General features: G+C 67.9%; 10 protein-coding genes and 2 pseudogenes. 9 read left to right on the forward strand and 3 right to left on the reverse strand.

Going from position 1 to position 14,840, the window contains the following annotated elements; all coding sequences use genetic code 11:
* Nucleotides 1–268: 268 nt before the first annotated feature.
* The 5 genes and pseudogenes from V6V89_RS31800 to V6V89_RS31820 form a co-directional block, all read left to right on the forward strand.
* Nucleotides 269–643 (forward strand): annotated as a pseudogene (locus V6V89_RS31800) (hypothetical protein); the annotation flags it as partial.
* Nucleotides 644–672: 29 nt separating this feature from the next.
* Nucleotides 673–2,793 carry a family 43 glycosylhydrolase gene (locus V6V89_RS31805; RefSeq protein ID WP_334623241.1) on the forward strand — a complete coding sequence of 707 codons (2,121 nt, stop codon included), beginning with the start codon at nucleotides 673–675 and terminating at the stop codon, nucleotides 2,791–2,793.
* A 32-nt stretch (nucleotides 2,794–2,825) separates the two neighbouring features.
* Nucleotides 2,826–4,112 carry a cellulose binding domain-containing protein gene (locus V6V89_RS31810; RefSeq protein WP_334623242.1) on the forward strand — a complete coding sequence of 429 codons (1,287 nt, stop codon included), beginning with the start codon at nucleotides 2,826–2,828 and terminating at the stop codon, nucleotides 4,110–4,112.
* 383 nt (nucleotides 4,113–4,495) lie between these two features.
* Nucleotides 4,496–6,310 carry an RICIN domain-containing protein gene (locus V6V89_RS31815; protein WP_442935258.1) on the forward strand — a complete coding sequence of 605 codons (1,815 nt, stop codon included), beginning with the start codon at nucleotides 4,496–4,498 and terminating at the stop codon, nucleotides 6,308–6,310.
* 302 nt (nucleotides 6,311–6,612) lie between these two features.
* Nucleotides 6,613–6,864, forward strand: a pseudogene (locus tag V6V89_RS31820) (RICIN domain-containing protein); the annotation flags it as partial.
* A gap of 27 nt (nucleotides 6,865–6,891) precedes the next feature.
* On the opposite strand, the gene V6V89_RS31825 reads toward V6V89_RS31820, so the two are convergent.
* The 3 genes from V6V89_RS31825 to V6V89_RS31835 are packed head-to-tail and all read right to left on the reverse strand — an operon-like array spanning nucleotide 6,892 to nucleotide 9,426.
* The gene (locus tag V6V89_RS31825; protein ID WP_334623243.1) at nucleotides 6,892–7,653 is read right to left on the reverse strand and encodes an SDR family oxidoreductase; all 762 of its coding nucleotides are present in this window, start codon (nucleotides 7,651–7,653) and stop codon (nucleotides 6,892–6,894) included.
* Entirely contained in the window at nucleotides 7,650–8,675 is a 1,026-nt protein-coding gene (locus tag V6V89_RS31830; RefSeq protein WP_334623244.1) for a zinc-dependent alcohol dehydrogenase, read from the reverse strand. The genes V6V89_RS31825 and V6V89_RS31830 overlap by 4 nt, the downstream gene beginning before the upstream one ends.
* 46 nt (nucleotides 8,676–8,721) lie before the next feature.
* Nucleotides 8,722–9,426 carry a FadR/GntR family transcriptional regulator gene (locus tag V6V89_RS31835; protein WP_334623245.1) on the reverse strand — a complete coding sequence of 235 codons (705 nt, stop codon included), beginning with the start codon at nucleotides 9,424–9,426 and terminating at the stop codon, nucleotides 8,722–8,724.
* A 271-nt stretch (nucleotides 9,427–9,697) separates the two neighbouring features.
* Between V6V89_RS31835 and V6V89_RS31840 the strand changes: the two genes are divergently transcribed.
* The 4 genes from V6V89_RS31840 (at nucleotide 9,698) to V6V89_RS31855 (ending at nucleotide 14,737) form a co-directional block, all read left to right on the forward strand.
* Nucleotides 9,698–10,999, forward strand: coding sequence for an enolase C-terminal domain-like protein (locus V6V89_RS31840; RefSeq protein WP_334623246.1), 1,302 nt, complete (start codon nucleotides 9,698–9,700; stop codon nucleotides 10,997–10,999).
* A gap of 36 nt (nucleotides 11,000–11,035) precedes the next feature.
* Entirely contained in the window at nucleotides 11,036–12,103 is a 1,068-nt protein-coding gene (locus V6V89_RS31845) for a sugar ABC transporter substrate-binding protein (protein WP_334623247.1), read from the forward strand.
* Nucleotides 12,104–12,249: 146 nt separating this feature from the next.
* Complete coding sequence (locus V6V89_RS31850) at nucleotides 12,250–13,698, forward strand: sugar ABC transporter ATP-binding protein (RefSeq protein ID WP_442935260.1); 1,449 nt, start codon at nucleotides 12,250–12,252, stop codon at nucleotides 13,696–13,698.
* Between the two features lie 4 nt (nucleotides 13,699–13,702).
* A complete protein-coding gene (locus V6V89_RS31855) occupies nucleotides 13,703–14,737 on the forward strand; it encodes an ABC transporter permease (RefSeq protein ID WP_334623249.1) in 1,035 nt (344 codons plus the stop codon).
* The last annotated feature ends 103 nt before the right edge of the window (nucleotides 14,738–14,840 follow it).

Below are 14,840 nucleotides of genomic sequence, written 5' to 3' on the forward strand. Positions count from 1 at the left end.
CACCGCCAACGGCTCCACGGTCATCGTGTGGAACTGCCACGGCGGCACCAACCAGCGCTGGGCCAGGGCCTGACAGCGAAGTTCGGCTTCCAGGTCACTTGGAACGGCAGCCTCATGACGCCGACGTGTACGGCTGCCCGGCGTGACCCTGGAGGGGCCGGTGCGGAGAAGGCACCTCCGCGCCGGCCCGGGTCGGCGACCGCGCTCAAGGCGGTCGCGAATCTTGGGAGGTAACGTGAAGTACGCAGTGTTCGGCGGCGCCGCGGGGATGTGGTCTTCGGCCGACATGGTGACCTGGACCGACCACGGCTCGCCGATGAGTCTGGCGACGTTCAGTTGGGCAAGTGCCGACGCGTGGGCGGGCCAAGCCATCCACCGCAACGAGTTCATCGCATACTCGACGGCGCCGGGGCCAACCGGTCCCTGGACCTACCGCGGCACGCTCATGCCGCGGCCGGGCAGTAGCTTCACGAACCATCCGGGCATCGTCGACTTCAACGGCGGCTCGTACTTCTTCTACCACAGCGGCGCCCTGCCGGGCGGTGGCGGCTACACGCGGTCCGTCGCGGTGGAGAAGTTCACGTACAACGGCAACGGGACCATCCCGACGATCAACATGACCACGACGGGCGCGCCGCAGATGGTGGCAGTTCAACAGAGCGGCGGGCTGACATGACCACAGCGATCCAGATCAATTGGCGTCGACGTTGGCGGGCGGGGCTCGCGGCCGCGGCGACGGCGGTCGTCGCCGGCGGCGGGCTGGTCGCGGTGGCCGCCACGTCAGCGTCGGCGGCCACCGTGGACTCCAGCGCCTCGTACGTGCTGGTGAACCGGAACAGCGGCAAGGCGCTGGACGTGTACAACCGGGCCACGAACGACGGAGCCAGGATCACCCAGTGGACGCGCAACGACGGCGCCTGGCAGCAGTGGCAGTTCGTGGATTCCGGTGGCGGCTATTACCGGCTGAAGTCCCGGCACTCGGGCAAGGTGCTGGACGTCTCCGGCCAGTCCACCGCGGACGGTGCCGCAGTCGTGCAATGGAGCGACCACAACGGTGCCAATCAACAGTTCCAGCTCTCGGACTCGGCGGGCGGCTACGTTCGGCTGATCAACCGGAACAGCGGCAAGGCGGTGGAGGTGCAGAACGCCTCGACCGCCGACGGGGCGAACGTGGTGCAGTACTCGGACTGGGGCGGAAACAACCAGCAATGGCAGCTCGTCCGCGTCGGCGACACCGCGACGCCATCGGCGACGCCAACCCCCACACCGACCGGTAACGGCTGGCCACCGTCGTCGACGTTCAACAACCCTGTGCTGTGGCAGGACTTCGCGGACATCGACATCATCCGGGTTGGCGACGCGTACTACTACTCGGCCTCCACCATGCACTACTCGCCGGGGGCGCCGATCCTGCGCTCCTACGACCTGGTGAACTGGGAGTTCGCCGGCCACTCCGTGCCCAGTCTGGACTTCGAGTCCAACAACTACAACCTGTCCGGTGGTCGGGCGTACGTGAAGGGCATCTGGGCGTCCACATTGAACTATCGCCCGAGCAACCAGACGTTCTACTGGATCGGGTGCGTGGAGTTCAACCGCACCTACGTGTACACCGCCACGTCGGTCGAGGGGCCGTGGCAGAAGCGGGCCCGAATCAACAACTGCTACTACGACGCCGGACTGTTGATCGACGATAACGACACCATGTACGTCGCCTACGGCAACGGCACGATCAGCGTCGCCCAACTCTCCAGCGACGGGCTGTCGCAGGTGCGGGCGCAGCAGGTGTTCCAGACCCCGTCGAGCGTGGGGACACTGGAGGGGGCCCGGTTCTACAAACGTAATGGCAGCTACTACATCTGGCTGACCCGTCCCGCGAACGGCCAGTATGTGCTGAAGGCGAACAACCCGTTCGGGCCGTACGAGATGCGGCAGGTGCTGCTCGACCTGCCCGGACCGATCTCCGGGGGCGGCGTCCCGCACCAGGGCGGCCTGGTCCAGACACAGAACGGCGACTGGTACTACCTGTCGTTCGTGGACGCCTATCCGGGCGGCAGGGTTCCCGCGCTGGCCCCGATCACCTGGACCGCCGACGGGTGGCCGGTGCTGCAGACCGTAAACGGCCGCTGGGGAGCCTCCTACCCGTACCCGAACGTCCCCCGCCCACCCCGGCAGGTCAAACCGATGGTCGGCACCGACACGTTCACCGGTACGACGCTGGGACCGCAGTGGGAGTGGAACCACAACCCCGACAACACCCGCTGGTCGGTCAATGACGGCCTGCGGTTGCAGACCGCGACCGTGACCAACGACCTCTACGCGGCGCGGAACACGCTGACCCACCGCGTTCAAGGGCCGACCTCCACGGCCACCATCGAACTGGACTACAGCGGCATGGCGGGCGGTGACCGAGCCGGGCTGGCGATGCTTCGGCAGTCCTCGGCGTGGATCGGGGTCAAACGCGACAACAACGCGACCCGCGTCGTGATGACCAGCGGGCTGACGATGGACGGCAACTGGAACACCACCGGCACCGGTAGCGAGCAGGCTTCCGCCGCCATCTCCGGCGGCCGGATCTGGCTACGGGTCAACGCCGACATCAGGCCGGGCAGCGGGCGGCAGGCCCGCTTCTCCTACAGCACCGACGGCACAACCTTCGTCTCGCTCGGACCCGCGTTCACCCTCAACAACGCCTGGCAGTTCTTCATGGGCTACCGATACGCCATCTTCAACCACGCCACCGGAAGCCTCGGGGGCGCGGTCACCGTCCGGCGTTTCGACCTCACCACGCCCTGAGCCCACCGCACCCTTCGATTTGGAGTCGCTTGATGGCAAGACACCGATCCCTCGTCGCGGTCACCTCGGTCGCGGCGCTGCTCGTCCTGGCCGCGGCCGGCACGACGCTGGCCAGCGGTCTGGCTGGGACCGCGTCGGCCGCGGATGTCGCCGTCACCGCGGCGACCGCTGGATGCGGCAAGGCACCGACCCTGCGAAGCGGCACGCACACGATCCAGAGCAATGGCAAGAGTCGTACCTTCATCCTGCGGATCCCCGCCAACTACAACAACAGCAACCCGTACCGGCTGATCTTCGCGTTCCACTGGCGGGGCGGCACCGCCAACGAGATCGACTCGGGTGGGACCAGCGGGCGTCCCTGGTCCTACTACGGCCAACTGGAGCAGTCGAACAACACCGCCATCCTCGTGGCGCCCCAGGGCCTCGGCAACGGCTGGGGCAACTCCGGCGGTGAGGACGTCACCTTCGTCGACGACATGATCCGTCTGATCGACGCGGACCTCTGCGTCGACACGACGCAGCGCTTCGCCACCGGCTTCAGCTGGGGCGGCGGCATGAGCTACGCGCTCGCCTGCGCCCGGGCGAACGTCTTCCGGGCCGTCGCCGTCATCGCTGGCGCGCAGATCAGCGGGTGCAGCGGTGGCAGCCAGCCCATCGCCTACTTCGGACTGCACGGCATCAGCGACAACGTGCTGAACATCTCGCAGGGGCGGTCGTTGCGCGACACGTTCGTCCGAAACAATGGCTGCGCCGCTCAGAGCCCACGCGAGCCGGCGGCGGGCAGCCGCACGCATATCACGACGACCTACTCCGGGTGCCGGACCGGGTATCCGGTGCAGTGGGCCGCGTTCGACAACGGTCACATGCCCGGCCCTGTCGACGGGACCTATGCCGAAAGCGGCGTCACGACCTGGACCAAGGGGGAGATTTGGAGGTTCTTCGCGCAGTTCCAGACCACCACGCCGCCGACCTCGCCTCCGCCTTCGACGCCTCCGCCTTCGACGCCTCCGCCTTCGACGCCTCCGCCGGGCGGCTGCTCGGCGTCGGTGTCGCTGAACTCGTGGACCGGTGGTTTCGTGGCCACAGTGCGCGTGACCGCTGGGTCCGCCGGCACGAATGGCTGGACCGTTAGCATGGCCCTTCCGGGCGGTGCGAGCGTGACCAACACCTGGAGTGCGACGGCCAGCGGCAGCACCGGCACCGTCCTGTTCACCAATGTCAGCTACAACGGCCGGCTGAATCCGGGCCAGGTCACGGAATTCGGGTTCCAGGGCAGCGGCAGCGGATCGGGGATGACTCCCACCTGCACCGCCAGTTGATCCGCGTGGCCCGGCCCGGAAGCAGGCCGGGCCGGGCCACGCCTTCCCTGCCGGTGGTTCAGCGGCCGGCCAGCGTCCTGGTGTGGCGGCAGCCGACCAAGAGCCAGCCCGATCACCGCGCCCAGGAGCACGTACGCATGGCGCCGGCCCGCCACGGCCGGTGCCTTTTGCATGACCCGACGGCCCGGCGGTGGGCGTGAGGCTGGCCCTGGCCTGGCGACGGCGGCTCGCGGTTGCGAGTGTTCCCAGGGCAGCGAATCGGTTCGCCCTGGCGGTCACCTGATCGGTAGCGCCCAGATCGGGCCTGTCCTGCGTTCCAAGCTGATAGACATACTCAAATCAATGACTGACTGGTAATCTCATCGAAACGATTCGCTCACCAAATGGCGTGCAGATCGACCCGAAGGGAGAAACAGTTGTCAATAGTGGACATAGCGCCACGTCGCGGCCCAAGGGGTCGCGGCCGGGTCGCCATCCTCGCGGCCGCCGTGCTGACCGTCGGGGCCATGGTCGGCGTGGCCCCGCCGGCGTACGCCGCCGACGAGTCCATCAGCGTCAACTTCTCGGTGGCTTCCGGGACGCCCACGTACCGCGCCTCCGGCTGGATCTACGGCATGACCGAGAACGCGTCCGGGCCGCCGGACAGCTACTTCCGCGACGTGAAGTTCCGTTACATGCGTGCCGGGGGCGCCCAGCTGGACAGTCCGGGCGGCTGGGTGTCGGGGCGGTACGACCGCCGGTGGAACGCCACCCGGGCGCAGTTGCTGCGCACCCGGTCGCTGGGCGGCGAGTTCATCATCCTGCCGCACGACCTGTGGGGCGCGGACGGCTACCCGATCTCCCGGTTCCCGGGCGACAACGGCAACTGGGCGGACTACGACGCCTTCCTGACCCGGCTCATCGACGACGTGCGGGCGACCGGCGCGTCCGTGCAGTGGGACATCTGGAACGAGCCGAACATCACCCTGTTCTGGAACCGGCCGCAGGCGCAGTACTTCGACCTGTGGCGGCGCACGTACCAGCGCATCCGGGCCGCGTTTCCAAGTCACCTGATCGTCGGTCCGAGTTGTGCGTGTGTGCCGTCGACCGGGGGCTGGTGGGTTCAGTATCTCGATTTCGTCCGTGCCAACAACGTCGTGCCAGACATCATCAGCTGGCACAGCCTGCCCGGCGATCCGGTGGCGAATGTGGCGGTGGCGAACTCCACATTGGATTCCAGAGGTATCCTGCATCCGCGCCCGTATCAGATCAACGAGTACGGCGCCTCCAACGAGCAGAATCCTGGCGATGGCTCGTGGTATATCGCGCGGTTGGAGCGTGCCGGGGCTGACGGGCTGCGCGCCAACTGGGCAGGTGGCGGAAATCTGCACAACGATCTGGGGAACCTGCTCACTCGCAACTCGGCCGGTCAACACCAGCCGAAGGGGGAGTGGTGGGTCTACCGCTTCTATGGCTCGCAGACCGGTCAGATCGCCTCGGTGACGCCTAGCGCCAACTATGACGGCTTCGCCACCAGGGACACCGGTGTGGCGAAGGTGCTCGTCGGTGGTGGCCGCACGACCGGCAACGTGGCGGTGAACCTGCAGCGACTCGACGCCACCACCGGTATCGTCCGCGACAGCCGGGTGCGGGTGGTTGTCGAGCGGATCCCGTACAACGGCGGCGGCGCGGTGGCTGGCCCGGTCACCGTGCAGGACTCCGTGGTGACGCTGTCGAACAACGGCACCACCGTCAACGTGCCGCACACCAACATCGACGAGACCTTCACCATCACGGTCCTGCCGCCGGGGGATGGGCCGCCGCCGGCAGGGCAGCAGATAGTGGGAGGTCAGTCCACACGTTGCGTGGATGTGCCGAACTCGACCACCACCAACGGCACGCAGGTGCAGCTATGGGACTGTGGCACCGCCACCGGCCAGCGCTGGACGTACACCGCCGGCCGGCAGTTGACCGCGTACGGCGGCGCCAAGTGCCTGGATGCCAGCGGTGCCGGCGCGAGCAACGGCACTCAGGTCATCATCTGGGACTGCAACGGTCAGCCCAACCAACAGTGGAACGTCAACTCCAACGGCACCATCACGGGCCAGCAGTCCGGGCTGTGCCTGGACGCCACCGGCGCCGGCACCAGCAACGGTACGAAGATCATTTTGTGGGCCTGCAACGGCCAAGCCAATCAGCGCTGGAGCCTGCGTAGTTGATGGCGGGCCCGGCGCGCCGGGAGCTAGGAACGGCAGGGCGGCTCATGGGGTGAGTGATGGCCCCCGGGCCGCCCTGCCTGGCGATAGCGACATCCCATGTCTAGGGTCGATCGCACACGACGCGGATCCCGAAGGGGCACCAAGAGCTCTTACCGCTAGCCTATTTTCCTGGCACTTCACGTCGCCCCTGGACAGGAGCAGTAGGGCAACGCTATAAATCCATCCCATGACAGGCGGTCGGGCATCTATGTGGCGCTCGCGATTCGTGCCGGTTGACCGCCGGTCAACAGGCGCGGGTCACCGTGGAGCTGCCCAACCGGGAGCTGCCCGCTGGCTACTACCGCCTGGTGAACCGCCGCAGCGGAAAGGCACTCGACATCTCCGGCGCCTCGACCGCCGACGGCGCCAAGGCCATCCAGTGGTCGTGGACCGGCGGCGCCAACCAGCAATGGCAGTTGGAGCCCAACCCCGACCAGTCGTTCAAACTGGTCAGCCGCGGCAGTGGCAAGGTGCTCGAAAGCCCGGGCGGCTCCACCGCGCAGGGCACCCAGCTCGACCAGTGGTCCGACACAGCCAGCGCCCTACCGCCCCAGCCAGCCGCCGTCGACGGCAATGGCGGCTCCGTGGACGTAGTCGGCCGCCGACGAGGCCAGGAACACCGCGGCGCCGGCGAGGTCTTCTGGCCGCCCCCAACGGCCGGCGGGGATGCGGTCGAGGATGGCGGTGTTGCGGCTCTGGTCGTCGCGGAGAGCCTGGGTGTTGTCGGTGCTGATGTAGCCGGGCACGATGGCGTTGACGTTGACGCCGCGGGGCGCCCATTCGTTGGCGAGCGCGCGAGTGAGCCCGATCAGGCCCGATTTCGCCGCGGTGTAGCCGGGCACGTTCACTCCACCTTGGAAGCTCAGCAGAGAGGCCGTGAAGATGATCTTCCCGTGGCCGCGGGCCACCATGGCCCGGCCGAGCTCCCGGCTCAGGACGAACTGGGCGGACAGGTTGACCGCTAGCACCTCGTCCCACATCTCGTCGGTGTGCTGGGCCGCTGGCGCGCGTTTGATCGTGCCCGCGTTGTTGACCAGGATGTCAACGCCCCGCTCGCCGTCTTCCAGCCGAGCGGCGAGGTTCGCGACGGCGGCGCGGTCGGTGAAGTCCACCCGGTGGCCGGAGAAGACGCGGCCATGGCCGCGGACGCGTTTCTCGACCTCGCTGCCGGTGGCTTCGAGCTGCGCGCTGACAGCGACGATGTCCGCGCCGGCGGCCGCCAGCGCGTCGGCGATGGCCAGGCCAATGCCCCGGCGCGCCCCGGTGACGACGGCGAGCTGGCCGGACAGGTCGAATGGGTTCACGACGTCTCCTGGCAGTTGATCAGTACCTTCATCACGTTGCCGCCGGCGCGTAGCAGGTCGAACGCCCCGGCCGCGTTGGTCAGTGGCTCCACGTGTGTGATCAGCCTTTCCGCGCCGACCCTGCCGGCGCGCAGCAGGTCGATGGCGGTGTCGTAGTCGTCGCGCTGGTAGACGCGGGCGCCGACCATGGTGAGCTCCCGCCAGAAGAAGCGGAAGACGTCGATCTGGCGTGGCTGGCTGTGGATGCCGACGACGACGAGACGGCCTCGCACCGCGAGCAGCTCGACGGCGGTGGTTAGGCCGGCGGCGGAGCCGGAGACCTCGAAGGCCACGGCTGCGCCGGCGCCGCCGGTCCACGCCGCTACGTCGCCGGCGAGGTCGTCGTGCGTGGCGTCGAGGGTCCGGATGCCGAGTTCGCTGGCGATCGCCCGCCGGTGCGGGTCGACCTCGGCGAGCAAGACGTCCGCGTCGACCGAGCGCGCTACCAAAGCGATCAGCACGCCGACGGGTCCGCCGCCGATCACGACCGCCTTGTCGCCCGCGCGCAGACCGGCGCGGCGAACGTCGTGCACGGCGACCGCGGTCGGCTCGACCAGGGCTGCGTGGGTAAGCGGGAGATCGGCGGGCAGCGGGACGACGACACTGGCTGGGACCGTCCAGCGCTGTTGCATGGCGCCGACCGAGTCGATGCCGATGAAGTCGAGCCGATGGCAGATGTGGTGGTGACCGGCCAGGCAAGCGGGACAGGTACCGCACCACCGCAGCGGCATGACGGTGACCGGTGTACCGATCGCGAGCCCGGTGACGTCTGTGCCAACGGCGGCGATACGACCGGACATCTCGTGGCCGATCGCCTGGGGGACGCGCACGCGATGGTCCATGCTGCCGTGCAGGATGTGTAGATCCGTGCCGCAGATGCCCGTGTAGGCGACATCGATCTGCACCTCGCCGGGGGCCGGCGGGACGGTGGGGCGATCCTCCACCACGATGGTCGAGTTCCCGGTGTACAACGCTGAACGCATCGGAACCTTCGGTTGGTTGGCAGGGGGGTCGAGGCCGGTCGAACGGTCAGGAGCGGGTCAGGCCGTCGGGGTTCTCGCGCAGGTGGGCGCGTAACCAGGTTTCGGTGGTGGTGATGTGCATCAGAGCGGCGGCCTGCGCCCGGATGGCGTCGCCCGCGGCAAGCGCCATGTAGATCGCCTCGTGTTCGCGCAGGGTCCGGTCGGCGGCGTCGGCGTCGACGAGACCTCGCCACACCCGTGCGCGCACGGTTCGGCTGGAGATTCCTTCCAGGACCGTCAGCAGCGTCTCGTTGCCGGTCGCGGCCACCACCGCGCGATGGAAGGCGGCGTCGTGCTGGTTGAGTAGCTCCACGTCGTCGGCCGCGGCGCGCATCGCCTCGAGGTGACCCCGGACCACGGACAGCTGCTGGCGCGATATGCGGGTCGCGGCCAAACCCGTGGCCGCGCTCTCGAACAGGCGGCGCACCTCCGTGAGCTCGAGCATGGTGTCGCCGCGTAGCAGCTCCACCGCGCCGCTGATGCCTTCCAACAGGATGCGTGGCTCAAGGCTGGTGACGAATGTGCCGTTTCCACGGCGGATCTCCAGGACCCTGGCCGCCACCAACGCACGCACGGCCTCGCGCATGATGTTTCGCCCAACGCCCAGGTCCGCGGCGAGCTGCTGCTCAGGGGGCAGCTTGGAACCCGGAGGAAGATCGCCGGACTGGATCATCTCGCGTAGGCGTGTCATCGCCTTGTCGGTCAGCGACATTCGTGGGTCCTTTGGGACTCGCCCCGCAGGTGCGCGGCCAGCGGGGTGGGGTGTGTTGCGCGGACCTTACCCTAGCAGGTGATCCCATGTCTCGGAACCTTCGGGCGCGCGTTGCCTATCGACCGACGAGGGCGATGAGCGTGAAAATGCGGCTAGACCGCCATATCTCCAAACCTGTGTCTAGACGGACGTCGGTCCGGCGGCTATAAAGACATCCCATGGCACAGGCCATATCGGCACGACCTGACAACAAGGCTCCGGAGAGGTCGAGATGTCCGAGGTGATCGCCGCGGTGGACGCGATCGACGTCCGCTTCCCCACCTCCCGCGAACTGGACGGGTCAGATGCGATGAACCCGGAGCCGGACTACTCGGCGGCGTACGTGACGATCCGCACCAGCGGTGGCGCGGAAGGCTTCGGGCTCGCCTTTACCGTCGGGCGCGGCAACGACGTCCAGGTCACCGCGATTCGTGCGCTGGCGCCGTTGGTGGTGGGGATGCCTGTCGCCGAGGTGCTGGGCGACCTGCGAGCGTTCTCCGAGCGACTGACCGGCGACAGCCAGTTGCGCTGGCTCGGCCCGCACAAGGGGGCCATCCACATGGCCGCTGGTGCGATCGTCAACGCGGCCTGGGACCTGTACGCACGCCGGGAGGGCAAGCCGTTGTGGCGGCTGCTGGCCGAGATGTCCCCGAAGCAACTGGTCAGCCTCGTCGACTTCCGGTACCTGCGCGACGCGCTCACCCCGGAGGAGGCGCTGGACATCCTGCGGCGGGCGCAACCCGGGCGGGAGCGGCGGCAGAAGGACCTGCTGGCGCGCGGCTACCCGGCATACACCACCACACCCGGCTGGTTGGGCTACACCGACGAGAAACTCGTCCGGCTGGCCAAGGAAGCGGTCGCCGACGGATTTGGCCTGATAAAGCTGAAAGTCGGCGCCGACAACAGCGCTGACGTGCGGCGAGTGGCCCTGGCCCGCGAGGCGGTGGGTGCCGATACCCGGATCGCGATCGACGCCAACCAGGCATGGGGCGTCGAGCAGGCGATCACCTGGCTGAAGTGGCTGGCACCGTACGACCCTTACTGGATCGAGGAACCGACCTCGCCCGACGACGTGCTCGGTCACGCCGCCATCCGCCAAGCCGTCACGCCGATCAAAGTCGCCACCGGCGAACACTGCCACAACCAGGTCATGTTCAAACAACTGCTACAGGCGAGGGCGATCGACGTACTGCAACTGGACGCCACCCGCGTGGCCGGGGTGAACGAGAACATCGCCATCCTGCTCTTGGCCGCCAAGTTCGGCGTACCGGTCTGCCCGCACGCGGGTGGCGTCGGGCTCTGCGAGATGGTGCAGCACCTGGCGATGTTCGATTACGTGGCGGTCAGCGGCAGCACCGAGGGGCGGGTCATCGAGTACGTCGACCACCTGCATCAGCACTTCGTCGATCCGGTGGCCATTCGAGACGGATGCTACGTCGCGCCCGAGAGACCGGGAATTGGCGCCCGTATGCACCCGGGATCGGTGGCCGCGTACACGTACCCAGACGGTCCACAGTGGAATCTTGAGAGCTGACCTTCACGTTCGGGCACCTTCCACACAGGAGTCGTGATGAACCTGAGAAGCATCGCCGCGACAGCGGCAGTCCTGATGTCCGCCGCCGCACTGCTGAGCGCGTGCGGCGGCGACGACTCAGCCTCCGGAACCGGCGGCACCAAGGCCCCGGTGGTCGGCGTCGACTACCCGCGGTCGGATACCGACTTCTGGAACTCCTACATCAAGTACACGCCCCAGTTCGCCAACGAGCTCGGGTTGGACCTGAAGACCACCAACTCCCAAAACGACGTGGCGAAGCTGACCTCGAACGTGCAGTCGTTCATCAGCCAAGGGGTCAAGGGCATCGCCATGGCACCGCAGGACACCGCCGCCATCGCCCCCACGCTGCAGACCCTGGCTACCAAGAAAATCCCGGTGGTAACGATCGACACGCGCCCCGATCAAGGCGAGGTGTTCATGGTCGTGCGCGCCGACAACCGCGCCTACGGCGAGAAGGCGTGCCAGTTCCTCGGCACCAAGCTCAAGGGAGCCGGCAAGGTGGTCATGCTGCAGGGTGACCTGGCCTCCATCAACGGCCGTGACCGCACTGAGGCGTTCAACGACTGCATGAAGAAGAACTACCCCGGCATCACGGTCTTCGGCGAGGCCACGAACTGGGACGGCGCGATCGCCTCGCAGAAACTACAGATCCGGCTGACCGAGCACCCGGACATCAAGGGCGTCTACATGCAGTCCAGCTTCGCGCTGGCCGGCACCCTGCAACTGCTGAAGCAGCGTGGCCTGCTCACCGCGCCGGATGATCCGAAGCATGTCTTCGTCGTCTCCAACGACGGCATCCCCAAGGAGTTGCAGGACATCGCGGCCGGCAACATCGACGCCACGGTGTCCCAGCCTGCGGATCTGTACGCCAAGTACGCGCTCTACTACGTCAAGGCCGCGATCGAAGGCAAGACGTTCCAGCCCGGACCGACCGACCACGACAGCACGATCATCCAGGTACGCGACGGAGTGCTCGAGGACCAGCTCTCCGCCCCGCTCGTCACCGCCGACGGCGGAAGCTACGGCGGCGTGGCGAGCCTCAAACCGGACGACAAGTCCCTGTGGGGCAACAACATCGGCTGACCGGCCACAGAGGAGAACACGGGCACATGAGCGGCAACGAGACGTCATCGATACGCTCTTCGCCGGCCCAGAACGGCGACGGGCGGGCCCTGTCGGGCCCGCCCGTGGCGGAGGCGATCGACATCACCAAGCGGTACGGCTCGACGATGGCACTCGACCGGGCCCACATCCGCGTCCTGCCGGGGGAGACCCACGCCCTCGTCGGCCGGAACGGCGCCGGCAAATCCACTCTCGTGTCGATCCTGACCGGACTGCAAGCACCCGACACGGGCCAGGTGCTGTTCGCCTGCGCGGCGGCGCCACGCCTGTCCGACCGGGACGCGTGGCGGCGACACGTGGCCTGCGTGTACCAGAAGTCCACCATCATCCCGCAGCTCACTGTGGCCGAGAACCTCCTGCTCAACCGGTACGACCGGGGCCGCGGTGGGCTAATTAGCTGGCGGTCGCTGCGGCAGCGTGCCCGAGACCTGCTGGCCGTCTGGTCCGTGGAGGTCGACGTCGACGCCAAGGCGAAGGACCTGAGCGTCGAGCAGCGCCAGTTCGTGGAGATCGCGCGGGCGCTGTCGTTCGGCGCCAGGTTCATCATCCTCGACGAACCGACCGCCCAGCTCGACGCCGGGGCGATCGCCAGGCTCTTCGACCACATCCGCGACCTGCAAACCCAGGGCGTCACCTTCCTGTTCATCAGCCACCACCTACAGGAGATCTACGAGATCTGCGACATGGTGACCGTCTTCCGCGATGCCCGCCACATCGTCACCGCGCCGGTCGCCGACCTTCCGCGCGGCGAGCTTGTCGCCGCCATGACCGGCGAGGCCACCGCCCTCGATGTCCCACGGTCGCGAACGGCGCCGACCGGCGACGTGGGCGAGGTTCTCGACGTCGCCGGGCTTCGCCTGGACGGAGTCTACGAGGACGTCACCTTCCAGGTCCGCGCCGGAGAAATAGTCGGTCTGGCCGGGGCCGGCGGTAGCGGCAAGACCGAGGTGGCAGAGACCATCGTCGGACTCCGTGCCCCTGACGCCGGAACGATCACTGTGGACGGCCGCACCCCGCGTGCCGGCAACGTCGGCGCCGCCCTCGCCTGCGGTGTCGGGTTCGTGCCCCAGGACCGCCATCGTCAGGGCCTGGTCGCCGGCATGTCGATCGCCGACAACGCCACCATGACGATCCCGGAGCGGCTCGGGACGGCCGGATTCCTCAGCACCCGGCGCCGTGACGTCATCGCCGGCACGCTGATCGACGCCCTGGCGATCAAGACCTCCGGATCGGACCTGCCGGTCGCCGGTCTCTCCGGCGGCAATCAGCAAAAGGTGGTCATGGCACGTGCCCTCGCCAACGACCCCAAGGTTCTCGTCCTCATCACGCCCACCGCGGGCGTGGACGTGCGGTCGAAAGAGTTCCTTCTGGACAAGGTCGACCAGGTCGCGGCCGCCGGCACGGGCGTGATCGTGGCCTCCGACGAGCTCGACGACCTGCGCGTCTGCGATCGCGTCCTGGTGATGTTCCAGGGCGGGATCGTCGGGGAGATGCCAAGCGGCTGGCGTGACCACGATCTTGTGGCGGCAATGGAAGGACTGACCGTCGATGCCTAAGACCATGACTGCCGGGACCGTGGCCGCTGACGGCTCCACCGTCGCGGCCGGGCCCCCACCTCGCCGGACGGTCGGAAAACTCGCCATCGCACGATTGCGGGACCTGGCCCTGGTCCCAGCGATCGCGCTCATCGCCGTCGTCGGGCAGATCATCAACCCGGTCTTCCTGCAGCCGGACAATCTCATCAACATCGGGCAGACGATGTCCGAGATCGCCCTGCTCGTCCTGGCCCAGACCATCGTGCTCGTCGCGGGCAAGATGGACCTATCACTGGAATCCACCTTCGGCCTTGCCCCGGGCGTCGCCGCGTGGATGACGGTCGCGGTCGGCGCCGGCCATGGTACCGGTCTGCTGTCCGGCGCCTGGGCGATACCGATCACGCTGGCCGTCGGCGCGCTTGTCGGCATCGCCAACGCGGCGCTGATCGTGCGGTTCGGGCTGCACGGGTTCATCGTGACCCTGGGCATGCTCATTGTCCTACGTGGACTGTTGACCGGCGTCTCCGGAGGCCAGACCTTCTTCAACCTGCCCGAGTCGATGATGTACCTCGGCACCGCCGTCTGGCTCGGCATCCCCGCCTCGATATGGATCTGTGTCGCACTCTTCGCGGCCGGCATCGTCCTGCTCGGCTACACGGGGTTCGGGCGATCCCTGTACGCGATCGGCGGCAACGTCGACGCGGCCAGAGCAGCCGGCATCCGCACCGACCGGGTGCTGTGGATCGCCTTGATCGCTGCCAGCGTCCTCGCTGCGCTCGGCGGCCTGTTGCTCTCCGGCCGGCTGGCGTCCGTCGCGGCGTCGCAGGGCAACGGAGCCATCTTCACCGTCTTCGCCGCCGCGGTCATCGGGGGCGTCAGCCTCAACGGCGGCAGGGGGACGATGTTCGGCGCCTTCACCGGGATCCTGTTGCTCTTCATGATCCAGAATGTGTTGACGCTCGCTGGCGTACCGGCGCAATGGATCGGCGCCCTCAACGGCGCGATCATCCTCATCGCGCTCGTCGTTTCCCGCATCACCGGCGGCAAGGCCCAGGAATAGCGCCCGCGGCGCCTACGGTCGAAGGCGAGCCGGCCCTCCACGGCTGGGCGTGCCGTGGAGGGCCGGCTGGCTGGGGGACCGGGCAGGGGGCGACCGGGCCCAG

This window comes from Micromonospora sp. CPCC 206061, from assembly GCF_036906915.1.
Lineage (GTDB): Bacteria > Actinomycetota > Actinomycetes > Mycobacteriales > Micromonosporaceae > Phytohabitans.

Coding starts and splice junctions, on each gene's coding strand:
- V6V89_RS31855 (WP_334623249.1), top strand. CDS start 13,703: ATGACTGCCGGGACCGTGGCCGCTGACGGCTCCACCGTCGCGGCCGGG.
- V6V89_RS31810 (WP_334623242.1), top strand. CDS start 2,826: ATGGCAAGACACCGATCCCTCGTCGCGGTCACCTCGGTCGCGGCGCTG.
- V6V89_RS31850 (WP_442935260.1), top strand. CDS start 12,250: ATGGCACTCGACCGGGCCCACATCCGCGTCCTGCCGGGGGAGACCCAC.
- V6V89_RS31805 (WP_334623241.1), top strand. CDS start 673: ATGACCACAGCGATCCAGATCAATTGGCGTCGACGTTGGCGGGCGGGG.
- V6V89_RS31830 (WP_334623244.1), bottom strand. CDS start 8,675: ATGCGTTCAGCGTTGTACACCGGGAACTCGACCATCGTGGTGGAGGAT.
- V6V89_RS31815 (WP_442935258.1), top strand. CDS start 4,496: ATGGCGTGCAGATCGACCCGAAGGGAGAAACAGTTGTCAATAGTGGAC.
- V6V89_RS31840 (WP_334623246.1), top strand. CDS start 9,698: ATGTCCGAGGTGATCGCCGCGGTGGACGCGATCGACGTCCGCTTCCCC.
- V6V89_RS31845 (WP_334623247.1), top strand. CDS start 11,036: ATGAACCTGAGAAGCATCGCCGCGACAGCGGCAGTCCTGATGTCCGCC.
- V6V89_RS31835 (WP_334623245.1), bottom strand. CDS start 9,426: ATGTCGCTGACCGACAAGGCGATGACACGCCTACGCGAGATGATCCAG.